Below are 26,973 nucleotides of genomic sequence, written 5' to 3'. Positions count from 1 at the left end.
AAAAATGCGAAGTAGATCAAGCGCCAGAAGTATTGATTTGTTAAGTGTTTACATAAAGTATTGTTGCTAAGCGAAAGCCTATCTTTTATGGTAGAATCCGTCTTTTTTAACGCAGTGCTTTTCAAGGATTCGGCATGCAACAGCAATCTAATGAGCAGAACAAATTTTTGATTGATGCTGATATCGGGGATGACGATGTCACACTACCAAGTTTACCTGTGGTCAATGTGCCAATCGTTGAAACAAAAGAGCAAACAGTTGTTAGTCCAGTTGTGGTTGCTGAAACAAGTGCAGAAGAAGCAGATGCATCTGCAAAAGGCGGTTTCTTTAGTCGCATGAAAGAAGGGTTAACCAAAACCCGTAAAAACCTTGCCGATGGTATGGTCAATATTTTGATCGGTGGTAAGGAAATTGATGACGAACTGCTTGAAGAAGTTGAAGAACAGCTTCTAGTAGCCGACATCGGTGTAGATGCAACGAAAACCATTATTACCAACTTAACTGAACGTACTGCACGTGGCGATTTAATTTACTCGCACTCACTATATAAAGCACTTCAGGAAGAGTTGGTGGCTTTACTAGCACCACGTGTGAAACCTTTACATATCGATCCGAATAAAACACCTTATGTAATTTTGGTGGTGGGTGTAAACGGTGTGGGTAAAACCACAACCATTGGTAAATTGGCAAAACGTTTACAAGGTGAAGGCAAGAAAGTGATGCTTGCTGCGGGAGATACTTTCCGTGCGGCAGCGACTGAGCAGCTTCAAATTTGGGGTGAACGTAATAATATTGCCGTAGTAGCCCAAGGCCATGGTGCTGATAGCGCTTCTGTCATTTTCGATGCGTTTGAAAGTGCACGCGCGAAAGGTGTTGATGTTTTGATCGCAGATACCGCAGGTCGTTTACATAACAAAGGTCATCTCATGCAAGAGTTGACCAAAGTAAAACGTGTTATGCAAAAAATCGATGCGACCGCGCCACACGAAGTTATGTTGGTGGTCGATGCAGGAACAGGTCAAAATGCGATTAATCAAGTAGAAATGTTTGATGAGGCAGTTGGCTTGACAGGCCTGACGATTACCAAGCTCGATGGTACTGCGAAAGGTGGTGTACTATTTAATATTGCCAGTCGTACGCATGTTCCAATTCGCTTCATTGGTGTCGGTGAGAAAATTGACGACTTACGTCCTTTCTCTGCAAAATCCTTTGTTGCTGCTTTGTTCGAAACAGAGAAATAAGATTGAACAGCACAATTTTAAAGTGTTAGATCAGTCACATAAACTCCGCTAAATGCGGAGTTTATTTTTTGATTCAATTTGTTTGTTTTAAAAACAAGCATTTAGAAATCACGTAATGAATATAAGTGATTCTCCTGAGATTACACTAGCACCTAATACAATAGGCATCACTGTACATTTTGGGGAACACGGTATGGCTTTATTACATAAAATTGGACAAGTTCTAACAACGGATTTAACCAAAGATTTAAAATTTAAAAAAAAATCACGAAGAAGACCTAAAACAAACCACATTGTATCGATCAACTAAAAAAGTGACGTAGTATTTATGTTTTAGGGAAGCGTGTACATTTAAGTCAGGTGTATTTAGCTGAATTGATCCAAGAGGCTGTGCGAAGTTGTCCTTCGGCACATAATTCACAAAGTACTTGTATTGTGATTTTAATGGGCGATTCACATCATCACTTTTGGAATGTCGTAAAAGAAGTGCAGCGCAAGTTAGTCCCCGCGCATATTTTTGCTGGTGTAGAACTGAAGGTTGATCAATGCTCGGCAGGATTTGGTACAGTTCTATTCTATGAAGATCAGCAGATCATTCAAAAATTACAAAAGAAAATTCCTTTTGATGCGGCAGAATTTCCAGTTTGGTCAGAGCAAGTTTCAGGTATGGCCCAATATGCTGTATGGACTTGTTTAGCAGATGCAGGTTTGGGTGCGTCATTACAACATTATAACCCGAGTATTGATGCTGATATCTCCAAGGTTTTTGAGATTCCAAAACATTGGCTGTTACGTGCGCAATTGGTCTTTGGTTCGATAGAGGAAAAAGCCGCTGAAAAAGAACATTATAAAGATGAAGAGCGCTTTATGATCTATGCATAATGACACGGAATAATCTTTAGTGATTTCTAGATCAAGTTTTGTAATGTTATGGCATATTGTTCTATTTTTAAGACACTATGTCGCTGAATTAAGCATGTTCAAATTTGAAATTATAGCTATGATGAATATGAATCACATATAACAAGATCGTGAGATCGCTGAGGAAAATAATATGTCATTTTTAGACCACATCAAACAACGTCGTACCATTTATGCTGTTGGTAAAAATGTAGCATTAACACCAGAACAAATTGAATCTGTAATTAAAGAAGCGGTAAATCACAGTCCTTCTGCATTTAACTCACAGACTTCTCGTATTGTGACTTTGTTTGGTGAGTCGCATTTACAGTTTTGGAATGTGGTGCGTGAAACTTTACGTAAAATTGTTCCAGACGCTGCTTTTGAAGGCACAAATGCAAAAATTAATAGCTTTGCTGCAGGCTATGGTACGGTTTTATTTTATGAAGACCAAGATGTTGTAAAATCATTGCAGGAACAATTTGCGCTTTATGCAGATAATTTCCCAGTTTGGTCTGAACATTCTTCTGCAATTGCTCAATTTGCCGTATGGACTGCGTTATCTGAACAAAATATTGGTGCGTCATTACAGCATTACAATCCAATCGTAGATGCTGAGATTGCAGAGATCTTCGATATCCCTGCGAATTGGAAACTTCGTGCACAACTTGTTTTTGGTTCGATTGAAGCGCCTGCGGGTGAAAAAACATTTATGGCGGAAGCGGATCGCTTTAAAACATTCAATTAATCGCTAGTCATTAAAATGAAAAAGAGCAGAGTAGATCTGCTCTTTTTTTGTTTAAGGATTTATCTTTAAAATATCAAAGCTTAGCAATATATATTGTAGTTGCGAATTGGTTCTAAGCTCAGAAATTGTCATAAAATTGTCATTTATACACTGCATAGTGCAACTAAACTTTAATAAACCATCGATAGAGTGTAAAAATGACCTTACGCATAACCCTTGCAACAGCAGCATTGATGTTGAGTACTTCAGTATTTTCAGCGGTGACTATTACTGCTCCAGAGGAAATAAAAATTGAAGGCTTAAATGGGCAAGAGGTTAAGAGTCGTTTATTCAGTTCTGACAATAAATATAATATTGATGCTGGTGAAAATATTATCAGTGTTCGCTATACCCAGTTTTTTGAAGAGCATCCGGGTATTGGCTCCCACGATATCGTTCGCTCAGGGATTGTAAATATTAAGACCCCAATTTTACAAGACCAACAGTCTTACCGTTTGGCACTGATCAATCCTCCGCAAAACCATGATGATGCCAAAGCTTATGCTAAGCAGCCGATCTTTGGTCTATACAATGCCAAAAATCAGTTACTGGTTGAGCAAAAGGGCAGTAAAACTCAAAATGCAGGCATTCTTCAAAATTTATTTAGCGATGCACCAACCGATCTAACTCAAAAAGCAACGACAGTGGTACAACCTGCACCGGTCTATACGTCACAAGCTGTTGTTGCGAAAGCTGGGACAGATAAACAAAAAGATTTAACAAGTTCTGGCAATGCTCAACAATTAATTAATACTTGGAAAAGTGCATCTAAATCTGAACGCCAAGCGTTTATGGCTTGGCTTGCTGAACAAGCACAGTAGCTGGTACATTCTAAAAAAAACAGCGTTAGCTGTTTTTTTTATTTAGATAGCGCATTTATATGGTGGATAACTTGATAATGTTGACCATAATTTAACCTAAAACGTATTTTTTGCTTTAAAAATAACCAGTCGAATGGTTTTTTTAAATTATTTATTTAAATGCTCTTGTGCTGCAAATAAAACTGTATAGAATACGCAGACACCAACGCAATGTAGTGAATAACTTAAAGCGAAGGTCTTGCTGATGACGAATCAGTAAGAAGATCATTAAGAGATTATGAAGAACAACTTGTGTGGATTTTTACTGATTGATCGATCGAAAATATTTCATTGATTGAATGGTAAAAATTACTCGAAGTTTATTTGAGAAATATTTGTCAGAAAATTGATGAGCCAAGATTTGTAGCCATAAGCTACTAATGATTTTTAACTGAAGAGTTTGATCATGGCTCAGATTGAACGCTGGCGGCAGGCTTAACACATGCAAGTCGAGCGGGGAAAGGTAGCTTGCTACCTGACCTAGCGGCGGACGGGTGAGTAATGCTTAGGAATCTGCCTATTAGTGGGGGACAACATTCCGAAAGGAATGCTAATACCGCATACGCCCTACGGGGGAAAGCAGGGGATCTTCGGACCTTGCGCTAATAGATGAGCCTAAGTCAGATTAGCTAGTTGGTGGGGTAAAGGCCTACCAAGGCGACGATCTGTAGCGGGTCTGAGAGGATGATCCGCCACACTGGGACTGAGACACGGCCCAGACTCCTACGGGAGGCAGCAGTGGGGAATATTGGACAATGGGCGAAAGCCTGATCCAGCCATGCCGCGTGTGTGAAGAAGGCCTTTTGGTTGTAAAGCACTTTAAGCGAGGAGGAGGCTACTTAGATTAATACTCTAGGATAGTGGACGTTACTCGCAGAATAAGCACCGGCTAACTCTGTGCCAGCAGCCGCGGTAATACAGAGGGTGCGAGCGTTAATCGGATTTACTGGGCGTAAAGCGTGCGTAGGCGGCTTCTTAAGTCGGATGTGAAATCCCTGAGCTTAACTTAGGAATTGCATTCGATACTGGGAAGCTAGAGTATGGGAGAGGATGGTAGAATTCCAGGTGTAGCGGTGAAATGCGTAGAGATCTGGAGGAATACCGATGGCGAAGGCAGCCATCTGGCCTAATACTGACGCTGAGGTACGAAAGCATGGGGAGCAAACAGGATTAGATACCCTGGTAGTCCATGCCGTAAACGATGTCTACTAGCCGTTGGGGCCTTTGAGGCTTTAGTGGCGCAGCTAACGCGATAAGTAGACCGCCTGGGGAGTACGGTCGCAAGACTAAAACTCAAATGAATTGACGGGGGCCCGCACAAGCGGTGGAGCATGTGGTTTAATTCGATGCAACGCGAAGAACCTTACCTGGTCTTGACATAGTAAGAACTTTCCAGAGATGGATTGGTGCCTTCGGGAACTTACATACAGGTGCTGCATGGCTGTCGTCAGCTCGTGTCGTGAGATGTTGGGTTAAGTCCCGCAACGAGCGCAACCCTTTTCCTTATTTGCCAGCGGGTTAAGCCGGGAACTTTAAGGATACTGCCAGTGACAAACTGGAGGAAGGCGGGGACGACGTCAAGTCATCATGGCCCTTACGACCAGGGCTACACACGTGCTACAATGGTCGGTACAAAGGGTTGCTACCTAGCGATAGGATGCTAATCTCAAAAAGCCGATCGTAGTCCGGATTGGAGTCTGCAACTCGACTCCATGAAGTCGGAATCGCTAGTAATCGCGGATCAGAATGCCGCGGTGAATACGTTCCCGGGCCTTGTACACACCGCCCGTCACACCATGGGAATTTGTTGCACCAGAAGTAGGTAGTCTAACCGCAAGGAGGACGCTTACCACGGTGTGGCCGATGACTGGGGTGAAGTCGTAACAAGGTAGCCGTAGGGGAACCTGCGGCTGGATCACCTCCTTAACGAAAGATTGACGATTGGTAAGAATCCACAACAAGTTGTTCTTCATGACGATGTATCTGAGGGTCTGTAGCTCAGTTGGTTAGAGCACACGCTTGATAAGCGTGGGGTCACAAGTTCAAGTCTTGTCAGACCCACCAAATCTGACTAACAAGCATTATTAAATGCTGAATACAGAAAAACAGAGACATTGACTTATTGATAAGCTGGGGACTTAGCTTAGTTGGTAGAGCGCCTGCTTTGCACGCAGGAGGTCAGGAGTTCGACTCTCCTAGTCTCCACCAAATTTCAAGACAAGAAAACTTAAAGCACTGCTTTAAGGCTTTTCCTTGAAATTTAAGCAAGAAGCTATGCTTCGCGCAGATAGGTTGGATTACAGAAATTAGTAAGTAGATAACTTATTAACTTCTGTGATTTATCACAGTTTCCTGACCTGACGAAGGCTGGAAAAATCATTAACAGAATATATTTGAGTTGAAATAATTTGTTCATACTCGTTTTTAAGATCGACATTAACAGTGATTTATTACTGATTGATGAAGGTTGAAGAAATGAGTTACTAGCGAAATTAACTGAATCAAGCGTTTTGGTATGTGAATTGAATTGAAGCTGTACGGTGCTTAAGTGCACAGTACTTCAAACTGTAATGTTGAACGTTCTCACTTGTAGGAACGATCGACTGTTTGGGGTTGTATAGTCAAGTAATTAAGTGCATGTGGTGGATGCCTTGGCAGTCAGAGGCGATGAAAGACGTAATAGCCTGCGATAAGCTCCGGGGAGGCGGCAAATATCCTGTGATCCGGAGATTTCTGAATGGGGAAACCCACCTGTCATAAGGCAGGTATCGTATGATGAATACATAGTCATACGAGGCGAACGAGGGGAAGTGAAACATCTCAGTACCCTTAGGAAAAGAAATCAATTGAGATTCCCTCAGTAGCGGCGAGCGAACGGGGAAAAGCCCATTAAGTCATATCAGTTTTAGTGGAATGCTCTGGGAAGTGCAACCATAGTGGGTGATAGTCCTGTACACGAAAGGGCTGATATGATGATGTCGAGTAGGGCGGGGCACGTGAAACCTTGTCTGAATATGGGGGGACCATCCTCCAAGGCTAAATACTCCTGACTGACCGATAGTGAACCAGTACCGTGAGGGAAAGGCGAAAAGAACCCCTGTGAGGGGAGTGAAATAGATCCTGAAACCGCATGCATACAAGCAGTGGGAGCCGACTTGTTCGGTGACTGCGTACCTTTTGTATAATGGGTCAGCGACTTACATTCAGTAGCGAGGTTAACCGCATAGGGGAGCCGTAGAGAAATCGAGTCTTAATAGGGCGTTTAGTTGCTGGGTGTAGACCCGAAACCGGGTGATCTATCCATGAGCAGGTTGAAGGTTGGGTAACACTAACTGGAGGACCGAACCCACTGTCGTTGAAAAGCCAGGGGATGACTTGTGGATAGGGGTGAAAGGCTAATCAAACTCGGTGATAGCTGGTTCTCCCCGAAAGCTATTTAGGTAGCGCCTCGGACGAATACCATTGGGGGTAGAGCACTGTTTCGGCTAGGGGGTCATCCCGACTTACCAAACCGATGCAAACTCCGAATACCAATGAGTACTATCCGGGAGACAGACTGCGGGTGCTAACGTCCGTAGTCAAGAGGAAAACAATCCAGACCGCCAGCTAAGGCCCCAAAATTATAGTTAAGTGGGAAACGATGTGGGAAGGCATAGACAGCTAGGAGGTTGGCTTAGAAGCAGCCACCCTTTAAAGAAAGCGTAATAGCTCACTAGTCGAGTCGGCCTGCGCGGAAGATGTAACGGGGCTAAAACTATATGCCGAAGCTGCGGATTTGCAATTTATTGCAAGTGGTAGGGGAGCGTTCTGTAAGCCGATGAAGGTGTATTGAGAAGTATGCTGGAGGTATCAGAAGTGCGAATGCTGACGTGAGTAACGACAATGCGAGTGAAAAACTCGCACGCTGAAAGACCAAGGGTTCCAGTCCAACGTTAATCGGGGCTGGGTGAGTCGACCCCTAAGGCGAGGCCGAGAGGCGTAGTCGATGGGAAATTGGTTAATATTCCAATACTTCTATGTAATGCGATGAGAGGACGGAGAAGGTTAAGTCAGCCTGGCGTTGGTTGTCCAGGTGGAAGGTTGTAGGCATGTATCTTAGGCAAATCCGGGGTACTCTATGCTGAGAACTGATAGCAAGCTGTACTTGTACAGTGAAGTGGCTGATACCATGCTTCCAGGAAAAGTCTCTAAGCTTCAGTTACATAGGAATCGTACCCGAAACCGACACAGGTGGTCAGGTCGAGTAGACCAAAGCGCTTGAGAGAACTCTGCTGAAGGAACTAGGCAAAATGGTACCGTAACTTCGGGAGAAGGTACGCTGCCGACGGTGATAGGATTTACTCCTTGAGCTATTGGCAGCCACAGAAACCAGGCCCCTGCAACTGTTTATTAAAAACATAGCACTCTGCAAACACGAAAGTGGACGTATAGGGTGTGATGCCTGCCCGGTGCTGGAAGGTTAATTGATGGGGTTAGCGTAAGCGAAGCTCTTGATCGAAGCCCCAGTAAACGGCGGCCGTAACTATAACGGTCCTAAGGTAGCGAAATTCCTTGTCGGGTAAGTTCCGACCTGCACGAATGGCATAATGATGGGGGCGCTGTCTCCAGCAGAGACTCAGTGAAATCGAATTCGCCGTGAAGATGCGGTGTACCCGCGGCTAGACGGAAAGACCCCGTGAACCTTTACTGCAGCTTGACATTGAACTTTGATCTTACTTGTGTAGGATAGGTGGGAGGCTTTGAAACCGAGACGCTAGTTTCGGTGGAGCCAATCTTGAAATACCACCCTGGTAATATTGAGGTTCTAACTCTGTCCCGTTATCCGGGACGAGGACCATGTCTGGTGGGTAGTTTGACTGGGGCGGTCTCCTCCTAAAGAGTAACGGAGGAGTACGAAGGTGCGCTCAGCGTGGTCGGAAATCACGCGTAGAGTATAAAGGCAAAAGCGCGCTTAACTGCGAGACCCACAAGTCGAGCAGGTACGAAAGTAGGTCTTAGTGATCCGGTGGTTCTGTATGGAAGGGCCATCGCTCAACGGATAAAAGGTACTCTGGGGATAACAGGCTGATACCGCCCAAGAGTTCATATCGACGGCGGTGTTTGGCACCTCGATGTCGGCTCATCTCATCCTGGGGCTGAAGCAGGTCCCAAGGGTATGGCTGTTCGCCATTTAAAGAGGTACGCGAGCTGGGTTTAGAACGTCGTGAGACAGTTCGGTCCCTATCTACCGTGGGCGTTGGAAATTTGAGAGGATCTGCTCCTAGTACGAGAGGACCAGAGTGGACGAACCTCTGGTGTACCGGTTGTGACGCCAGTCGCATCGCCGGGTAGCTATGTTCGGAAGGGATAACCGCTGAAAGCATCTAAGCGGGAAGCCTACCTCAAGATAAGATTTCCCTAGGACTTTATGTCCTCTAAAGAGCCGTTGAAGACTACGACGTTGATAGGTTGGATGTGGAAGCATAGTGATATGTGAAGCTGACCAATACTAATTGCTCGTGAGGCTTGACTATACAACACCCAAACAGTTGGTGTTGTGGTTCAAATCACTGCAAACAACTTGATTTAGTTATAAAGCTAGATAAAATATCCAACTCAAATATACCTGTTAATAACTCATTTGATGAAAGTTAGGCATACACAATGTGTAAATAAGACCCAACGAATAGTCATAAACAGTTGTGCTGGCGACAATAGCAAGAGTGAACCACCTGATCCCTTCCCGAACTCAGAAGTGAAACCTCTTAGCGCTGATGGTAGTGTGGAGTTATCCATGTGAGAGTAAGTCATCGCCAGCTCATTAATTCAAATCCCCCTCCGCTTAAGGCTGAGGGGGATTTTTTTATGCAAGGAAGGTTGAATAATGTTAGATAATAAAAAAAGAGATAGAGAACGAGTGAAATAGCTTATCTATAAGGGCATAAATGGTAAAAAGCCAGCATTTTCTGGTTTTTATGTCTTATTTAAAAGAGGTTATAGAGCATCTTTTAAGTTTTCTTGATGTGCTTTAACCTGTTTGGCATATTTCTTACCTTGACGCTTCATCTTCCAGCTGGAATGGTAGCCTGTTGGACCGACATTATAATAAGCCAAAGCTTTGGGCCAACTTTCTGCTTTTTGGTTATAGTTAGCGAGAATATAGGTGCCACAATTAATATTATTAATCTCTTCAAATAAATCGCCAGGGCAGGTTTGTTGCCAATAGCGTGGAATAACTTGAGTAAGTCCAATAGCACCAGCAGGGGAAACAGCATAATTTCTATAGCTAGACTCTTGTCTTATGACGGCTGCAACTAGTAATGGATCGACATTATAGCGATCGGCACTTTGTACAATCATGGGTGCAATACGTAGTGCTGTATTGGGCTCAACAGCGTATGCCTTTTGAATGCCATTGGCTAATTTTGCTGAACGCTTTTCAACCGAACCGCCACCTAGTGATGCACAACCAGTAAATATTAAAGTTATTGTTAAAATTAAAACAGATTTAGCTTTAATATGAGATGTTGGCAAGTATCGTTGATAATTCAGCAAACTGTATATCCATTGGTATAATGTCTGAGAAGATCATATTGAGCTGTGCAATTACAGTCAAGTTGAGACAGAAGGTACTATTTTATGGTTTTGTTAAATCCGTACTTTATTTAAGCGAAATAGATGTGATTAATCAAAAGTCTATATTTTTATGCGGTGAGTAGAACCACTTGCAAAGACAGTTTTGTCACATAAATACAGAGTATTTAAATTTACCATACCTGATCGTATGGACCAGTCAAAGAAATTCCTCTTGCTTATAATAAATAGCCTAAGTAGCTTCTAGGCATCTAAATTTGTAAGACTGGCTATTCTCCAAATATTAGGGTGGAAATTAGGAAGATGTAAGACCTAATGTAAAGACATGACTGACGTTGATAAAAAACTTTTAAATTTCAAAAAAGAGTGATTTACACGCAACAGAAAACAGCATCGGCTATTTTTTTATGATGATACTCATCAATATTATTAAAAAAATAGAATAGGCATATATAGAAAATTAAAGGCTTTTATCTAATATTAAATTTGCTCAATAAATCTAAGTTCTGTGATAGCGATACGTTTTTTGAAGCGCAATAAATAAGTTCAGGCGTTGTTAGTTAGCATGAATTTAAGTCCAACGATTTCTTATTTTACATTACTTTCAATGTGAAAGCATGATTCTTTATTTAGAGAAACCATGGCTTCAACATGTCCGAATGGGACGTTTTATATTATTTCAATTCGCTTGATGACTTGCCGAGTTCACGGCGTGCGATGATGAGTTGCTGAATCTGTTGCGTACCTTCAAAAATATCTAGAATTTTAGAATCTCTTGCCCATTTTTCTAAAAGCTCATCTTCGTTGTAACCGACTGTTGATGCAAGTTCGACGCACTTAAGGGTAATTTCATTACAAATTCGACCAGCTTTGGCTTTGGAGATAGAGGCTTCTTTTGAGTTTGGCTTTTTGTTATCTGCCATCCATGCAGCTTTTAAGGCCAGTAAACGAGCCGCTTCCCATTCGGCTTCCATGCGATAAATTTGGCTCGCAATATGAGTCGTTTGTAAGTATGGCGTTATATATTGAGGATCCAAATAATCGTTGAAGATCTCTTTAATCCGTTCTAGTGAGGCCTTGGCACAGCCTATAGCCATCGCTGCAACGAGCGGACGGGTATTATCAAAAGTTTCCATCACGCCAGCAAAGCCTTTAGCAATGTCAATTTCCGCATTTCCCAATAGGTTATTGGCAGGCACTCGGCAGTCGATTAAACGAATAACTGCGGTATCAGAGGCTTTGATTCCTAGTTTATGTTCTAAACGTTCTACTGTCATGCCAGGAGTCCCTTTAGGAATCACAAAAGATTTGATCGCTGAACGGCCTAATTTTTTATCCAGAGTTGCCCAAACGACGATAGCGTCGGCACGGTCACCTGAAGTCACGAAAATCTTTTCACCATTTAAGATGTAATCTTCACCATCTTTTATTGCCGAGGTGCGAATAGCGGCAGAGTCCGAGCCACAGTTCGGTTCAGTGATTGCCATGGCTGCCCATGTGTTTTTGAAACGCTCTAACTGCTCTTCATTGGCAACAGCTGCTATCGCTGAATTTCCTAGACCTTGGCGGGGCATCGATAGGAGTAAAGCTGTGTCTCCATAACACATTTCAATTACACTTAAAGCGGTAGAGAGATTCACTCCATTTTTATTGCCTTGTTCATTTGTACCTCGCTTGCCGACAGCAGCCCCCGCATTCATACCTTCACCACCCTCATTCATACCATCGACTAAAGATGCCAGCATATCCAGTTCTTTAGGATAGCTGTGTTCAGCTTTGTCGTATTTTCGGGAGATGGGACGAAGTACATTGATGGCCACTTGGTGGGCTTGATCAATCAGTAATTTAAATTTTTTAGGGTTTTGTAAATTCATGCCAGTTTTCCTTTTTATTATGCATGTAGACCAGAGTGAACAATTGCTGTTGCACGTAAATCACGATACCAACGCTCAACAGGATGTTCTTTGGTGAATCCGTGCCCACCTAAAATCTGTACACCATCGGTGCCAATTTTCATGGCTTTTTCGGCACAAAATAAACGTGCTAAATAGGCTTCACGGTGAAATGTCTGCCCAGATTCAGCGAGACTTGCGGCATTTAGAATGAGCATACGCATGGCATCAATTTCAATGGCCATATCGGCAATCATAAATGCAACACTTTGACGGTGAGAAATTGGTTCACCAAAGGCGGTGCGTTCATTGGCATATTCAATACAATATTTTTTGACCGCTTCACATGTGCCAACCGCCATTGCACACCACATTAAATTGCCGAGGTCTAAAAATGCCGTGTAGTTGAAATCTTCATCACCTAAGCGTAAAGCAGGGGTTTGATTAAAAATTAAAGTTGCTGTTTCGGTTGCTTTGAGCCCCATAGCGGGAGATTTTTTAAACTGAATACTTTCATCCCGTCTGAGAATAAAAACTTCAGCTTGGCCATTAAGTTCAGCACTGACAAGGAAAATATCTGCACTTTCAGCCAATAGTACTAGTGTCTTTTCACCTTGAATAAAATATTGACCATCACGTGAAATGGCTTTGGTTTTTAACTGGTAAGGATTAAAAGCAGGCGTAACTTCTTGAATTGCAAAGCTAGCGCGAATGCTACTGTCTTGCGCAAAACTATTTAAATATAAAGCTTGTACTTGCTCAGAACCCCATTGTGTAATGGCATTAATCACACTAAAGGTAGAGAGCATACCCGCGGCTAAACTAAAATCACCTTTGGCCAGATGCTCTGCAATAAGTACATTACTCAGAATATTTTTCTCAGCAGCGACACCACCAAGCGCCTCAGGCAAAGCATAAAAGTTCAGACCTAGCTCTTCAATATATTGCCAAAGTTCTGTTGGAAAAGTTTCATTTTGATCGGCACTTGCGGCTAATGGGTAAAGTATATCGGCGGCAAACTGTGACATGTTGTCGATGGCCATTTGCTGATCTTCTGAATAGCTCAGATCAAATAATGATTTTTCTTGATTGTTAAGCCGCTGTTTATGTAGATCTTTATTTGCTTTAAAGGCTTTTTGTGTTTTTGATAGAGTCTTATAGCCAGCTTTTGAGCCTTGATAAAGCGATTTCTCGATAAATTTTCTAAGTTTTAATTGGTCAAGTACATCGCTACTTGCCATTTTTGTGATCAGTGATAAGCCAAATCCCTGCGCTTTATTTACCATATTTGTCATTATTTTCATCCAGCAGAATTATTCTGTGGTTTTATGCTGACATAGCGACACACGAATAACTATGTCATGACTGACATGATGTATTGTCAAAGATAAACGGTATGTGGTGTATTTTAAATTATTCTAATATTTTGTTTTTTAAGTTCTTTATTGAATCATTTGGAATTGAAATGATTGATCAATTGACCAAAGTGAAGCAATGTCATTTTGGTCAATGAGCCTTTAGATAAATTTTTTCACCATTGCACGAACATTGGTTTTCGCTTCAATCACAGTCATAAAGGTATAAGCACCAATAAATTTACGACTAATAAACATAAACTCTTTGGGTGGAACACTGAAATAACGAGATGCCATCGACTTAGAAGCTTGCTGCATTACACGGCTATGAAGTTGGCTTGCTTTCCAGTCATAAGCAAAGTGTTCATCCATAACACCAGCAGGTAAGTCAGGGTTATTGCTTGGGCTGCTGAATGCTTCAGTTGCAAGTAAGAAGACTTTAGCCATATCGGGTTTAATGCTTTGAGGGATAGAGTCGAAAAACTCATAGCCTGTCATTGCTTGAACCATTTCTTCACTACTATGATTAAACCCAGCGTGAATGAGCTTACGTGCAACACCGAGTAAGTGTTCATCAAACTGTCGGATTGCGCCAAAATCAAGCAAAACGATTTTGTCCAAGATGTCATTACCATTACCTAAGCGAACGAGGTAATTACCAAAGTTCGGGTCGGTCTGCATTTCACCCCATTCAAAAATCTCGCGTACCGCAATTTCAAGTGATGCTTCGCCAAGTTTGTTGCGACGTTCTTGCGGAAGAGACAGCATGACAGGGCTGTTAATCGGCACACCACGTTCAAATGTCATACACAATACTTGGTCTGTGCAGTAGCCATCTATAATTTGTGGCACGATGTAGCGAGGGTCTTCTTTTAAGCGAGTAGCAAAGCGGCGTGTGGTAGCAGCCTCAATTTTATAATTGACTTCACGGTGCATCATCTCACGAACTTCATCGAACCATTGGTCGAACTCGCGTGTTTGCGGCACCATACGTGTCAGTTTAAGCATGTTTTTAAACAGGCTCATGTCTGAGTCAATGGCTTCAGCAACGCCTGGATATTGAATTTTCAATACCATCTCTAAACCATCAGACTTGCGCGTTGCACGGTGGACTTGTGCCAGTGATGCAGTGCCCAGTGGCTCATGATCGATGGTCAAATCATCCAGTTTAGAACCCAACTGGCTGTGCAGTTGCTGTTTTATCGCAGGCCACGCTAAAGCGACTGTTTGATTATTTAAAGTATTTAAGGCTTGCGTGATTTCTTCAGGTAGAAAGTGTTCACCATAAAGCGCCATCATTTGGCCAATTTTGACGATAGAACCTTTAAGTTTACCTATTTCAGAAACAAGATAATCGGCCTGTTCTTTCATTGCTTTTTTGCGTTTCTTTTCTTTTTCTTCTTCGCTAGAAAACATAGTTGTCGCATTAGAAGCAGCCCAACGTGTTCCAGCAAGCAACGAAGCTTTGGCAATCGATAAACGACGATCCATAGAGGAGGTTTTCAGTTGTTTAAGCTTATCGTTGTGATCTGACATAATTCAGTAAAATCCTTTCATCAGCAAGGGCAGCATTTTAGATTGTAACGGATAATATCGTGTATTCACGTATTAAAAAAGTTCAACTTGCTGAATCTAGAGTTAAAAAAGGCCATAAGTGTTAAGCAACCATCTAAATAAAGCCTAATCGGGATTGTTACATGCGAAATTTTACTTTAAGCGTATTTTTCTGAATCAATTCATCTTTATGCATTTGTATGTGTTGCAGGATCATTTCTTGTACCGGTTGGTGCATAAACCCATGTGCATAACCTTTAACAATGATGATGCTCGGTAGGCTAAAAAAGAAGTATCGAGCATCTTCAATAGTTGCACATTCATAGATCCCTTGTTGCTGTAACAGCTTTTGGAAATAGGCTTTTTCAGTGGCGACATGATTGTTTTCGGTGTCATTCCAATAGCGTTCACGCATCGCCATTAAATTGTTGTGTTTATAACTCATAAATTTGGGGAATATTGGCAGAAGAACTCACCTTATAATAAGGCTGTTTGATCAGGTTTCAATGCAAAGCCTGTGACTTCATGTAAAAAGCTGTGCGGTGGAAATTTTATAGAGGGCTAGTATGTTCATACAAAATAGGATGTTATATTAAAGCGCTGCAGCACGCAGATGCTGTGAATGATTAGATTAAAAAATCAATGAAGAAAATTTGCTTTGGGGAAAGGAATTGAAACAAATATTCAGTGCGTTGCTTGTTGTGGGATTATTCAGTGGTTCAGCCTATGCAATGGGCCCAACTAAAAAATATGAAGCATGCATGAAGCAAACTGGCAATGTCTTGAGTGAAATTGATGCATGCATGAGTAAAGAATATAAAGTACAAAAGAAACGCTTAAAGAAAGTATTTAAGCCGTATTTAGCGAAGGCTCCTGCAGAAGAGCAAGGACTGGTTAAACAGTCTCATCAGCAATGGCTGGCGCAGCGTGATCAGATTTGTAATAACAAACCTATCGTGAAAAATGAAAAGACTGAATTACAGCGTATTTCGTGTCTGATGCAAATGACGCAAACCCGTGCAGATATGTATGAAGCACGTACAGGCCGTATAAGCAAATAAGAGCAAAGCGTATGAAAATGTGTTTGCTGTGCATCAAAACATTATAAATCATAGAAAAACAGGGTATCATAAGGCGTTTTTATTATGACCTTGGAGACGCCTTTAGTGGATCGCCCGACTATTAGCCCTGAACATATACAGGAAGCCGCTGAAAACTTAAGCACAATTCGTGATTTTATCCGTTTTGGAGTGACAGCATTACGTCAATACGATGCACATTTAGGTCAAGGTACAGAAGACTATTTTGCTGAAAGCTCAGCTTTGGTTTTACAAACTTTATCTTTAGATTGGAATGCGGATGCTGAAATCTTAGAGTCGAAGCTACTACCAAGCGAAAAGACAGAAGTTTTAAGCTTATTAGAACGTCGTATTAATGAAAAAGTACCGACTTCATATTTGCTTAATTTGGCATATTTTGATGGCAAGCCATATTATGTCGATGAACGTGTACTGATTCCACGTTCACCGATTGCAGAATTGATTCAAAACCGTTTTGCACCTTATTGCTTAGGTGAAAATGGACAAATGGGTGAAGCAGTCAATAACTTGCCAGAAAACCCGAATCCAAAAACGCCACAACGTATTTTAGATATGTGTACGGGCTCAGGTTGTATCGCGATTGCTCTGGCTTATGCGTACCCAGATGCCGAAGTAGATGCAACAGATATTTCTAAAGAAGCTTTAGAAGTGGCTCAAATTAACTCGGAACACCACGACAAACAGTATCAAGTGGCTTTACTTGAGTCTGACCTGTTCTCCAAAATTCCTGCTGAAAATCAATATGATCTTATCGTGTCGAACCCACCTTATGTGGACGCTGAAGACATGGCAGATTTACCTGAAGAATTCCACCATGAACCAGAATTGGCTCTGGCAGCAGGTCAAGATGGCTTAGATTTGGTTCGTAAAATGTTAGCTCAAGCGCCAGATTACTTAACTGAAGATGGTCTCATCGTGATTGAAGTGGGTAATTCTGAATGGGCAATGCGCCAAAACTTTAATACTGTTGATTTTTACTGGTTACAGTTCCAAAAAGGCGGTACAGGAATCTTTGCATTGACCGCTGCTCAATGCCGTCAATTCCGTGATTTATTCATTCAATCTGTTCAAGCATAAAAGGAGTCGTTAGACATGGCAGGTAATAGTATAGGGCAACTCTTCCGTGTAACGACTTGTGGTGAATCTCATGGTGTAGGCTTAATGGCGATTGTGGATGGTGTTCCACCGGGCCTTGAGCTTACAGCAGACGATTTACAAAAAGATTTAGACCGTCGTAAGCCGGGCACTTCTAAATTTGCGACGCAGCGCAAAGAACCTGATGAAGTTGAAATCATTTCAGGTGTGTTTGAAGGTAAAACAACAGGCACACCAATTGGTTTATTGATCCGTAACACCGATCAAAAATCCAAAGATTACGGCAATATTGCACAAAGCTTCCGTCCGGGACATGCAGATTATACTTATACACAAAAGTATGGTTTCCGTGATTATCGTGGTGGTGGCCGTTCAAGTGCGCGTGAAACAGCTATGCGTGTGGCTGCGGGTGCAATTGCGAAAAAATACTTGGCTGAAAAGTTTGGTATTTTAATTCGTGGTCATGTAACCCAAATTGGGACTGAAATTGCGGAAAAATTGGATTGGAATGAAGTACCTAATAATCCATTTTTCTGTGGCGATGTCGATGCCGTACCGCGTTTTGAAGCACTGGTGACTTCATTGCGTGAACAAGGTACCAGTTGCGGCGCAAAGCTTGAAATTTTGGCTGAAAAAGTACCTGTCGGTTGGGGCGAGCCTGTCTTTGACCGTCTAGATGCTGACATTGCCCATGCTATGATGTCTATTAACGCGGTCAAAGGCGTTGAAGTTGGTGATGGTTTTGCCGTTGCGGGTCAGTTTGGACATGAAAGCCGAGATGAGTTAACCACTGATGGCTTCCTTGCGAACCATGCAGGGGGTATCTTGGGCGGTATTTCGAGTGGTCAAACTATTCGTGTTGCAATTGCGCTTAAACCAACAGCATCTATTACCACATCGGGTAAAACGATCAATATTAATCGTGAAGACACGGATGTATTAACCAAAGGTCGTCATGACCCTTGCGTGGGTGTGCGTGCGGCTCCGATTGCAGAAGCAATGCTTGCGATTGTTTTAATGGATCACTTTCTGCGTCATCGTGCTCAAAATGCAGACGTCGTTGCACCATTTGCACCGATTGAATACTAGAAAATTCTCTTTATATTTAAGAGAATACATATTAAAGTCAGACTTCGGTCTGACTTTTTTTATTTACGTATGAAAGCTAATCTTAAATATAAGAAAAGAGCTGTTGGCATATTATGCACGTTATGGTTATCACGATACTCAGAAAACGGCATCTTACCTATTAAGTGCCAAAGTAGGCCAAACGTTGATGAATCTTCATTCGGTCTTACTGAGTAAGAAAATTTAGAGAGTTCATTTTTAAAAGAAAAAAGGAAGGGGGATATGAATAAAAAAATAAGCACAGTCAGACGAGGCACCATTATATTTTTATCATTACTCACAGTTTTGGTTATTTCATTGTTGATATACGGCTACGACAGTATGCATGACCCTGAAAAAGTTAAAGCGCGCTTATATGCTTGTGGAAAATTTGGTGATCAGCACATGCTCATTGATAAGCAGTATTTACTTTTTGGCAGAGTGACTTATCAAGGTGTGAATTATTGGGGGAAAAATATAAAAGAAGAACACGAGGCCAAAGGTTGTGGTGATCAAATTCAACATATTGCTTTGAAAGTGAGATGGCCCGAAATGACAGCATCTAGAGAAGGCTTTAGATTAGGTTCTGAGTTTAAAAATGATATCACAATTGCATTAAACCAACGTTCCGTTTGGAAAGAGGAGCAGGGAAGTAAAGACTTTTTTAATGAGTTTTTGCTTTTAAAACTATACTTAAGAAAAGGAATGTCTTCTGGTGGAGAAGAGGTAAGTGAAGTATGGATAGATGAAACAAAAACATTTAATTCAGATTTGGGACTCTACGAAATAGAGGTAAAAAGTGATGATGGTGTTGGAAAAAAGGTGTATTGGCAGGAGCGTAAAGGTAAAGGGGTAAGCCTAACCATTAAGTGCCTTTATTTTAAGGATGGGGCAACAAAATGTGAATTTAATACACATCAGCCCAATTATGGGTTTAATACGAGTTATATCACTATAAAATTTCATAGTGAGTTACTGCCACATTGGCAAGAAATTTATCAAGATGCAGAACAACTTATTCATTCTTTTAAGGTTGAGAAAAAATAAAATGAAACATCCGAAGAGTATAGACCGTACCTATGCTCAAAGATGTTTAGATGACCTCAGCATAGCTCAGATGTGCGCGATAGATATGTCCTATTTTAAAGCAGTAACAGCGCAATTTTGATCAGTATAGTGCAACGCTTGCCCTAAGCTGAGGTTGTGCTCTATAAAAATAAACGAAAGATAATACTTTAAGAGCAGTTTCCAACCGGATGATTACATGGTATATAAATTGCTCATAGAATAATAAGCATTATTGCAGGAGAGAAATGTTCTGCATTCGCCGAAGGAGCAACGACCCCGGAAACTCTCAGGCAAAAGGACTGTAATAATGAAAAAACTCTGGAGAGAAGTGTTCAATCACTCACCGAAGGGGATGGTTTAAAATATCATGGGATGTTTTAGGTCGAAGCTCTCAGGTACACATGACAGATGGGGTTGACATCAAACAATAAAAAGGAGGTGTCTATGTGTCATGTCGTTGTCATTGGTGCTGGAATTACAGGCGTAACTACTGCATATGAATTAAGTCAATTGGGTTATCAAGTGACCGTTGTTGATCGTCATTTATTTCCAGCCATGGAAACTTCTTTTGCAAATGGTGGACAACTGTCTGCATGTAATGCGGAAGTTTGGAACCAAAAATCGACAGTGCTGAAAGGCATGAAATGGATGTCTCAAAAATCTGCCCCTTTATTGCTCAATCCTGCGTTTAGTGTGCATAAATATGCATGGCTGATGGAGTTTCTGGGCAATATTAAACATTATGAGGCCAATACCCACGAAACAGTACGTTTGGCTTTATTGGCTCGACAACGCTTGTTCGAAATTGCGGATAAAGAGTCAATCGACTTCAATTTAGAAAAACGTGGTATTTTGCATTTTTATCATAATAAACAAGATTATGACGTTGCTATTCGAGTTAATGATTTACTCAATAAAGGTGGCCTTGAACGTTGTGGCGTAAGCAATGAAGAAATTAAGCAAATTGAGCCGACATTGACCGGCGACTATTATGCTGGATTTTATTGTGAAGGTGATGCGACGGGTGATATTCATAAGTACACCACAGGTTTGGCTGAAGTCACCAAAAAGTTAGGTGTGAAGTATCGTTTTGGTATGGATGTGACAGATATTCAGCACTTAAGCTCAGGTGTTGAAGTGAAGTTACAACCAAGTTCAGAAAATGTTGAACTGCTTCCAAATGAAGTGGAGATATTGGCTGCCGATGCTGTTGTGGTTTGTGCAGGTGTGGGTAGCTATCAATTGGCTGAATTGGTTCAAGAACGCGTCAATGTTTATCCTGTAAAGGGATATTCGATTACTGTGATGTTAAATGACGAAGAGAGTCAGCAAAATGCGCCGTGGGTGAGCTTGCTGGATGAAAGCGCGAAAATTGTAACTTCACGTTTAGGTAAAGATCGTTTCCGTGTCGCTGGCACTGCTGAGTTTAATGGCTATAACCGTGATATCCGTGCAGATCGGATTCAACCTCTTGTTGACTGGACCAATCGTAACTTTAAAGTTTCGACAGAGCATGCGGTCCCTTGGGCAGGTCTTCGCCCCATGATGCCGAATATGATGCCTGTAGTTCGCCGTGGAAAGCTAGAACGTGTGTTCTTTAATACAGGACATGGGCACTTAGGTTGGACGCTATCTGCAGCAACTGCGGCAATGATTAGTCAGGAAGTCGCGACAGCGTATCCTGTTTAATTCGAGTGTATTCTTGGATAGATAAAAACAAGTTTGCTTCGAGCTTGTTTTTATTATTTCTGTTTAATGATGTTATAATTCTGCCTTAATTTCAAAAGATTGCTCACAAATGAATACTTTAAACTTGAGCAAAAATAAGTAGTATTGTTTCAAGCAATTGATGACTAATGTGAAGGTGAATAATGATTAACATGAAAATGGCTTTGGTGGTTTTAGCTTCTGCAACAATGCTGTCGCTTGCTGCGTGTAGTGACAAAAAACAAGAGACTGAACAAACGCCAGTGGAAAGTTCAGCGGCTGAAACACCAGTAACCAATATTGAAGTTAGTCCAGAGATGATTGATGCTGCACCTTTAGAGTCTGAAGCAGCAGGTGCATCAGCACCAGTGGCAGCGTCTGAAGCAAAATAAGTCCAAAGATCAAAAAGCCTCCCGATGTGGAGGCTTTTTTTATGGGTGAGAGTGATATCAGCATTTAATCGTAAATATCTAGATTCAGGATATAAATCAAAAAATCATATTGAAACCATAACGAACAATCGATAGAGTTTATTTAGTAAATATTGTCAATCTGTGATGGTTTTCATCAATGCATCCTTTGCAAGCAAATGGACAGTAGAAAACATGATGTTTAATCATAACTCATGTAAAAATGAGGGAATATTTTGTACGCAGTTAAGCTCACAGAAGTATCGTTGAATTTTAAACAGCATGGCCGAGCATGTTTGATTGTTGCTGCGGTGATTTTTGTCTGCTGCTTGTTTGGTATTTTCACTCGACCGATTGCATATTTCGCTTATTTTTGGCCAGCTAATGCTGTACTGATCGGCTTATTTTTACGGTTTAAGCCACTCAGAAATGCTGGTGGTTGGTTGGGCGCATTTATTGGTTATATGTCGGCAGACTTAGTCACAGGGAATCATCTTGAGCTGACTTTGGCTTTAACGATCGCCAATTTTATGACGGTAGGCGTTTCGTTATTTTTTATCCATTATTTACAAATTGACTATCGTGCATATAACAAAGGCTTAAATTTTCTTTATCTTTTCTTGGTTTGTGCTTTTCTTGGATGTTTTTCCAGTGCGATATTTGCCGTTGCGGTCGTTCCGTATATGCCACACACCTTTATGAGCACGCAAGACTTGTGGGCTGATTTTTATATTTGGTGGACAGGGGAAGTACTAAATTGTATTTCACTTTTACCCCTCATTTTAACCTTTCCGGCAGCGAAGAAATTAAAGTATCTTTGGAATAACCGTAGACAGTGTGAAACCCAGTTTGTCGATGTTTTACCCTTACTCTCAGTTTTAATTTCTGTGGCATGTACTCATCTGTTCTTTGGTCCTGGTGCCTTACTTTTCCCTTTAGCAGGGCTGATTTGGGCGGCTTTGAGTTACAACTTATTTTATGTGAGTATCATTAACAGTTTGGTTTGTTTTGTGACGTATCATAGTTTAACGACCTATTATATTTCACGTACAGCAGACAACTTCTTGGCCACTTCTATTTCGGTGCGTATAGGGCTGTGCATGTTGATGATTGCACCTTTGCTTTTATGTATTGTGAGTCGTAATCGTCATGATCTGTATAAAGAAGTGCTCTATCTGGCCAACCATGATCCCTTAACTCATGTGGGAAATCGCCGTTTTTTCTTCACTCAAACTGAAAACTTATTGAAGGAAAATCTGGTTAAATCGATGAGTATCATTGTGCTGGATATTGATCACTTTAAGAAAATGAACGATCAATATGGTCAATATATTGGTGATGTATTGCTACAAAGCTTTGCCACGACGGTGAAAAGTAATTTGCGTGAACAGGATTTATTTGCGCGTATGGGCGGTGAAGAATTTGTGGTGGTGTTAAATAATACCACTGAAATTGAATCGCAAATCATTGCAGAACGTATCTGCCGTGCTGTTGCTACTTCAAAAACCCAAGTGGCACATGCTGTTTTGAGTATGACGGTGAGTCTTGGTGTGGTGCATCAAGTTTTACCAACGCAAAATAGTCTACAGAGCTTGTTAAATCGTGCTGATCGGGCGCTATATCAAGCCAAAACTTTAGGACGCAATCAAGTACAACTTGCCTCATAGGTTAAAATTTAGTAAAAGTATAAAACAATAAAAACTATAGATACTTGGATAAAAATGAATTTTTCTGAATACCTTCGTTATGATGGGCTGGGTTTGGCTGAGTTGGTTGCACAAAAACAAATCCATCCCGCCGAATTATTACAAATTGCAATTGAGCGTAGCCAACAAACCAATCCTGCTTTAAATGCGATTATTATTCCGATGCATGATTATGCCAAGAACAGAGCGCAAAATGCATTGTCTGGCCCATTTGCTGGGGTGCCATTTTTAGTAAAAGATTTATTTCAAGAATATGCAGGTTATCCAACTTCTTACGGATGCCAAGCATTTAAACGTACGGGCCATATTGCAGAACACAATGCAGAAATTGTAAACCGTTGGGAAAACACAGGCATTTTAACTTTTGGCCGTACTAATACCCCTGAGTTTGGTATCAAAGGCATTACAGAATCAGATGCTTGGGGAGCCTGTCATAATCCTTGGAATTTAAAACATAACAGTGGTGGCTCATCGGGTGGTTCCGCTTCTGCGGTGGCCGCAGGAATTGTTCCCATTGCGGGTGCTGGTGACGGCGGTGGATCAATTCGAATTCCTGCATCGTATTGCGGTTTATTTGGTTTAAAACCGAGTCGTGGACGTACGCCGTGGGGTCCAGATATGAGTGAGGCAATGCACGGCGCTGCGATACAGCATGTATTGAGTAAAAGTGTAAGAGACAGTGCAGCGATGTTAGATGCAACGCAGGGTGCAGAGCATAGTTCATTATTTAAAATTGAACTACCCAGCCAAAGCTATTTGGCCTGTCTACAGCAGCCTGTAAAAAAACTTAAAATTGCATTTAATACTCAGTCGCCTATCGGAACCACAGTGTCTAAAGATGCAATTGATGCTGTACACCATACTGCACGTTTGTTGGAGTCTTTAGGGCATACAGTGGTCGAAGCACAACCTGAGATAGATGGTATGTCTTTGGCCAGAGACTTTATCACGACGTGGTTTAGTCAATTTTCTTATATGTTAGAGCAGATCAAGCAACACGTTCCGACCACAGCAGGAGATTTTGAGCTGGATTCTTTAGCTTTGGCTGCCTTTGGTGCGAAAACGACTGCGCTAGAATATATTCATAATCTGAATAATTGGGGTGTGTATGTCACCAAAATGAACCAATTCTTTGATCATTATGATCTTTATCTGACTCCTGCTACAGCTTCAGTCGCACCCAAAAATGGGCAAATTTCTACCCCATCATGGCAAAAACCAATTTTAAAAAGCTTACTAAAAGTCGGCAAAGCACATTTGCTGGCGCAAGGAAAACTGGTCGATAAAATTGTGAAAGATAATTTGCGTTGGGTGCCTTTTACTCAGTTAGCTAACATCACTGGCTTACCTGCGATGTCTGTACCTTTGTATTGGAATGCTGACAATCTTCCGCTTGGTTCACAGTTAATTGCACCTTTTGCCCGTGAAGATCTGTTATTACAGTTGGCTAGTCAGCTTGAACAAGCCCAGCCATGGTTTCATAAATATAGTGAAATCAAGGTTTAGAAAGCTGATTAATTAAATTGTTGTAGTTTATGCGGACAGATCAGAAGAGAACTTTTTAAGCTTGAACTTCTTTGGGTAAGTACCGAACAAAACCTAAACCCAGTAGCACAGCACAGCCTGCCAAAATAAAAATAAGTTCGCCTGACAGGCTGTGCCAATAATGTCCTGCAAGAATACTTCCAGATGCTACACCCAGTCCCCACATGGTGCTATACAGGGCTTGACCACGTCCTTGTTGTCCTAAACTAAAGTTTTGGAAAATGATACGCATGGCGATGAGATGAAATAAACCAAAGCTAAAGGCATGGATGGTTTGTGCGAAGAACTGGATCGCGAAGGTTTGTGGAAAAGAACCGACCATAAACCAGCGTAGCGCCGTGAGGATCAGACAAATAGACACCATGAGTCGCCATGAAAAACGTTTGAAAAAAACGTGAGCAATGGCAAACATAATAATTTCTGCCATGACACCGACAGCCCACAAAAAACCAATTTCTGTGGTTGAGTAACCAGCTTGTTTTAAGAAGTTGCTATAAAAACTATAAAAGGGCGCATGCGAAAAAAGCAGAATAAACTCGATACCGAAAAATGCCGCTACAACGGGTTTTTTTAAAATAGGTAACAATGGCTCGAGTTGCCCTTGTGAATGGGGTGCAGTGGTCGGTTCTTTTATGCTAAATGACCAAATAAAGGCCAAAAAAGAAATGCACAGCAATAAAACTGGCAGCATAGAGATGGGCAAAATTTCTAATAAGGCTCCGATACCAAAAACTCCGACAATAAAACCGACCGAGCCCCATTTTCGAACTTTTCCATATAAAGCACTGCGTTGTTCCGCGAGCCAAAATAGAGTTACGCCTTCAAACTGAGCCAGAATGGCGTTTTGGAAGAAGCTAAAGATCAGCATAAGCAGGGCGATCGCCTGAAAGGAGTTTGGAATGATAAAAATCATGAACCAAATACAGGCTTCCATCCACGTTGCGACTCTGACCAAGAGCATCCGTTTCCCTGATTTATCTGCAATCCAGCCCCAAATAAAAGGAGCAAAAAAACGGGTAATGATCGCAATTGAGGAAAGGATACCGATTTCACTGTAGTTAAAGCCTTGATCTTCGAGATACAGGCTCCAAAACGGCATGAACGTGCCCACAATGGAATAATAAAAAAAGTAAAAGCCAGCCAGTCGGTGCCGAATGGGAAAAGAAAGCATCGTACTGTATTCCTTGCTAGGGTGAGCAGATTCTGAAGAAGACTTGAACCTAAAACAAAGCTTCAAGTCGATGAAGCTTCAAGAATTTTAAAATGGATTGTTTAAATCATGCTTATTCAGAGTTTAGGGATTAAAGCTCATTAGCCTTTGACTAAACCACCATCCACAATCAAGTTTTGACCTGTCACAGCACAAGAATATGGCGATAAGAACATTAAAATGGCTGAAGCAAATTCCTCAGGTGTAACTACACGACGCAGTGGTGTTGCACTCGCGATGTAATCAAAAACTTCATTGGGTGTACTTTTACTGGCATCGGTGGTTTGTAGTAAACCGCCAGAGAGCATATTGATATTAATGCCGTATTGACCAAGTTCATGCGCTGAGGTACGGGTAAATGCCAACAGTGCAGCCTTCGCCGTGGTGTAGTCATGATAAGGCACCACAGGGTTCTGCACCAGATTGGTTCCGATGTTTACAATGCGCCCAAACTGACCTTGTTTCATACCTTCAAGCGCTGCTTGGGTAGTATTCAAAGCGGCTTTAACTGCACCCTCAAATTGTTGTTGCATAGTTTCCCAGCGGAGCTCATGAACTTTTGGGCGGGCCTCGCCATTAAACTCGAACTGAATCAGCGCATTATTAATCACGGCGTTGATATGCTGTCCAAAATGCTGAAAGCTTGCGTCAAACATACTTTTGACTTGAGCATTGTCTGTAACATCTGCTTGGTAGATAAAAACCTGTTCGGGATACTGCTGAGCTAAGGTTTGTGCTGCTGCTTGGCTGTTCAAATAGTTCACGACTACACGAGCACCTTCATTGATTAAGGCGTGTGTAATCGCAAGACCTAAACCGCGTGCGCCACCTGTGACCAGTACAACTTGATTTTTAATGTGCAT

At 41.6% G+C, this 26,973-nt stretch carries 18 protein-coding genes, 2 tRNA genes, 3 rRNA genes, 1 pseudogene and 1 riboswitch; of the genes and pseudogenes, 17 read left to right on the top strand and 7 right to left on the bottom strand.

The annotated features are described in order from the left end of the window. Positions 1-134: 134 nt before the first annotated feature. From ftsY to rrf, 9 genes and pseudogenes are all read left to right on the top strand, one after another. A complete protein-coding gene (gene ftsY, locus AC4MC0_RS09150) occupies positions 135-1,241 on the top strand; it encodes a signal recognition particle-docking protein FtsY (protein WP_126036255.1) in 1,107 nt (368 codons plus the stop codon). A gap of 193 nt (positions 1,242-1,434) precedes the next feature. Next, a pseudogene (locus AC4MC0_RS09145) lies at positions 1,435-2,123 on the top strand (nitroreductase family protein). A gap of 172 nt (positions 2,124-2,295) precedes the next feature. Further along, positions 2,296-2,889, top strand: a complete 594-nt coding sequence (locus AC4MC0_RS09140; protein ID WP_004984621.1) for a nitroreductase family protein — start codon at positions 2,296-2,298, stop codon at positions 2,887-2,889. A gap of 197 nt (positions 2,890-3,086) precedes the next feature. Next, a complete protein-coding gene (locus AC4MC0_RS09135; RefSeq protein WP_005401243.1) occupies positions 3,087-3,749 on the top strand; it encodes a DUF2057 family protein in 663 nt (220 codons plus the stop codon). Between the two features lie 427 nt (positions 3,750-4,176). Continuing rightward, positions 4,177-5,714: ribosomal RNA gene (locus AC4MC0_RS09130) — 16S ribosomal RNA — on the top strand. 61 nt (positions 5,715-5,775) lie between these two features. After that, positions 5,776-5,852, top strand: a tRNA-Ile gene (locus tag AC4MC0_RS09125). Positions 5,853-5,920: 68 nt separating this feature from the next. After that, positions 5,921-5,996 (top strand) — tRNA-Ala (locus tag AC4MC0_RS09120). A 411-nt stretch (positions 5,997-6,407) separates the two neighbouring features. After that, positions 6,408-9,301, top strand: a 23S ribosomal RNA gene (locus tag AC4MC0_RS09115). Positions 9,302-9,471: 170 nt separating this feature from the next. Continuing rightward, positions 9,472-9,586, top strand: a 5S ribosomal RNA gene (rrf, locus tag AC4MC0_RS09110). Together the 16S, 23S and 5S rRNA genes with 2 tRNA genes alongside form the textbook arrangement of a ribosomal RNA operon. Positions 9,587-9,761: 175 nt before the next feature. On the opposite strand, the gene AC4MC0_RS09105 is transcribed toward rrf, so the two are convergent. The 5 genes from AC4MC0_RS09105 to AC4MC0_RS09085 all read right to left on the bottom strand — a co-directional run bounded on the left by AC4MC0_RS09105 (position 9,762) and on the right by AC4MC0_RS09085 (position 15,607). Beyond that, positions 9,762-10,322 (bottom strand): lytic transglycosylase domain-containing protein, encoded by a 561-nt coding sequence (locus AC4MC0_RS09105; RefSeq protein ID WP_005399395.1) that lies wholly within the window; start codon positions 10,320-10,322, stop codon positions 9,762-9,764. A 713-nt stretch (positions 10,323-11,035) separates the two neighbouring features. Beyond that, positions 11,036-12,235 (bottom strand): acyl-CoA dehydrogenase family protein, encoded by a 1,200-nt coding sequence (locus AC4MC0_RS09100; RefSeq protein ID WP_490737885.1) that lies wholly within the window; start codon positions 12,233-12,235, stop codon positions 11,036-11,038. Between the two features lie 17 nt (positions 12,236-12,252). Then, positions 12,253-13,539 (bottom strand): acyl-CoA dehydrogenase family protein, encoded by a 1,287-nt coding sequence (locus AC4MC0_RS09095; RefSeq protein ID WP_490738451.1) that lies wholly within the window; start codon positions 13,537-13,539, stop codon positions 12,253-12,255. Positions 13,540-13,770: 231 nt separating this feature from the next. Next, positions 13,771-15,144 carry an ABC1 kinase family protein gene (locus tag AC4MC0_RS09090; RefSeq protein ID WP_058869652.1) on the bottom strand — a complete coding sequence of 458 codons (1,374 nt, stop codon included), beginning with the start codon at positions 15,142-15,144 and terminating at the stop codon, positions 13,771-13,773. A 157-nt stretch (positions 15,145-15,301) separates the two neighbouring features. Continuing rightward, the gene (locus tag AC4MC0_RS09085) at positions 15,302-15,607 is read right to left on the bottom strand and encodes a hypothetical protein (RefSeq protein WP_004979505.1); all 306 of its coding nucleotides are present in this window, start codon (positions 15,605-15,607) and stop codon (positions 15,302-15,304) included. A 226-nt stretch (positions 15,608-15,833) separates the two neighbouring features. Here AC4MC0_RS09085 and AC4MC0_RS09080 point away from each other — a divergent pair, with 226 nt between their 5' ends. From AC4MC0_RS09080 to AC4MC0_RS09045, 8 genes are all read left to right on the top strand, one after another. Then, positions 15,834-16,223, top strand: coding sequence for a lysozyme inhibitor LprI family protein (locus AC4MC0_RS09080; protein WP_228254625.1), 390 nt, complete (start codon positions 15,834-15,836; stop codon positions 16,221-16,223). Positions 16,224-16,328: 105 nt separating this feature from the next. Further along, positions 16,329-17,339 carry a 50S ribosomal protein L3 N(5)-glutamine methyltransferase gene (prmB, locus tag AC4MC0_RS09075; protein WP_010326759.1) on the top strand — a complete coding sequence of 337 codons (1,011 nt, stop codon included), beginning with the start codon at positions 16,329-16,331 and terminating at the stop codon, positions 17,337-17,339. A gap of 15 nt (positions 17,340-17,354) precedes the next feature. Further along, on the top strand, positions 17,355-18,446 hold the full coding sequence (gene aroC, locus AC4MC0_RS09070; protein ID WP_490737884.1) for a chorismate synthase: 1,092 nt from the start codon (positions 17,355-17,357) through the stop codon (positions 18,444-18,446). 261 nt (positions 18,447-18,707) lie between these two features. Then, positions 18,708-19,511 (top strand): hypothetical protein, encoded by an 804-nt coding sequence (locus tag AC4MC0_RS09065; RefSeq protein WP_005399402.1) that lies wholly within the window; start codon positions 18,708-18,710, stop codon positions 19,509-19,511. 246 nt (positions 19,512-19,757) lie between these two features. After that, positions 19,758-19,844: riboswitch (glycine riboswitch) on the top strand. Positions 19,845-19,976: 132 nt separating this feature from the next. Then, complete coding sequence (locus tag AC4MC0_RS09060) at positions 19,977-21,221, top strand: D-amino acid dehydrogenase (RefSeq protein WP_005399403.1); 1,245 nt, start codon at positions 19,977-19,979, stop codon at positions 21,219-21,221. Positions 21,222-21,403: 182 nt separating this feature from the next. Continuing rightward, the gene (locus AC4MC0_RS09055; RefSeq protein ID WP_078426344.1) at positions 21,404-21,631 is read left to right on the top strand and encodes a hypothetical protein; all 228 of its coding nucleotides are present in this window, start codon (positions 21,404-21,406) and stop codon (positions 21,629-21,631) included. A 254-nt stretch (positions 21,632-21,885) separates the two neighbouring features. Continuing rightward, positions 21,886-23,316, top strand: coding sequence for a GGDEF domain-containing protein (locus AC4MC0_RS09050; protein ID WP_336000056.1), 1,431 nt, complete (start codon positions 21,886-21,888; stop codon positions 23,314-23,316). 54 nt (positions 23,317-23,370) lie between these two features. Next, a complete protein-coding gene (locus AC4MC0_RS09045; RefSeq protein WP_336000054.1) occupies positions 23,371-24,861 on the top strand; it encodes an amidase in 1,491 nt (496 codons plus the stop codon). 55 nt (positions 24,862-24,916) lie between these two features. Here AC4MC0_RS09045 and AC4MC0_RS09040 read toward each other — a convergent pair whose 3' ends face one another. Together AC4MC0_RS09040 and AC4MC0_RS09035 are read right to left on the bottom strand one after the other, a co-directional pair. Beyond that, on the bottom strand, positions 24,917-26,071 hold the full coding sequence (locus AC4MC0_RS09040; protein ID WP_336000052.1) for an MFS transporter: 1,155 nt from the start codon (positions 26,069-26,071) through the stop codon (positions 24,917-24,919). Positions 26,072-26,211: 140 nt separating this feature from the next. After that, a complete protein-coding gene (locus tag AC4MC0_RS09035; protein ID WP_286406127.1) occupies positions 26,212-26,973 on the bottom strand; it encodes a 3-oxoacyl-ACP reductase in 762 nt (253 codons plus the stop codon).

The sequence above is a fragment of the Acinetobacter sp. CAU_H_S139_7 genome (assembly GCF_058599305.1).
Note: the sequence above shows the minus strand (reverse complement) of the source record. Positions and strands in the feature narration are given on the sequence as shown.

Bases quoted from the DNA above. Each gene is read 5' to 3' on its own strand.
- ftsY (WP_126036255.1), top strand. From the start codon at position 135: ATGCAACAGCAATCTAATGAGCAGAACAAATTTTTGATTGATGCTGAT.
- AC4MC0_RS09140 (WP_004984621.1), top strand. From the start codon at position 2,296: ATGTCATTTTTAGACCACATCAAACAACGTCGTACCATTTATGCTGTT.
- AC4MC0_RS09135 (WP_005401243.1), top strand. From the start codon at position 3,087: ATGACCTTACGCATAACCCTTGCAACAGCAGCATTGATGTTGAGTACT.
- AC4MC0_RS09100 (WP_490737885.1), bottom strand. From the start codon at position 12,235: ATGAATTTACAAAACCCTAAAAAATTTAAATTACTGATTGATCAAGCC.
- AC4MC0_RS09095 (WP_490738451.1), bottom strand. From the start codon at position 13,539: ATGGTAAATAAAGCGCAGGGATTTGGCTTATCACTGATCACAAAAATG.
- AC4MC0_RS09090 (WP_058869652.1), bottom strand. From the start codon at position 15,144: ATGTCAGATCACAACGATAAGCTTAAACAACTGAAAACCTCCTCTATG.
- AC4MC0_RS09085 (WP_004979505.1), bottom strand. From the start codon at position 15,607: ATGAGTTATAAACACAACAATTTAATGGCGATGCGTGAACGCTATTGG.
- aroC (WP_490737884.1), top strand. From the start codon at position 17,355: ATGGCAGGTAATAGTATAGGGCAACTCTTCCGTGTAACGACTTGTGGT.
- AC4MC0_RS09065 (WP_005399402.1), top strand. From the start codon at position 18,708: ATGAATAAAAAAATAAGCACAGTCAGACGAGGCACCATTATATTTTTA.
- AC4MC0_RS09060 (WP_005399403.1), top strand. From the start codon at position 19,977: ATGTGTCATGTCGTTGTCATTGGTGCTGGAATTACAGGCGTAACTACT.
- AC4MC0_RS09055 (WP_078426344.1), top strand. From the start codon at position 21,404: ATGATTAACATGAAAATGGCTTTGGTGGTTTTAGCTTCTGCAACAATG.
- AC4MC0_RS09045 (WP_336000054.1), top strand. From the start codon at position 23,371: ATGAATTTTTCTGAATACCTTCGTTATGATGGGCTGGGTTTGGCTGAG.
- AC4MC0_RS09040 (WP_336000052.1), bottom strand. From the start codon at position 26,071: ATGCTTTCTTTTCCCATTCGGCACCGACTGGCTGGCTTTTACTTTTTT.
- AC4MC0_RS09035 (WP_286406127.1), bottom strand. From the start codon at position 26,973: ATGCACATTAAAAATCAAGTTGTACTGGTCACAGGTGGCGCACGCGGT.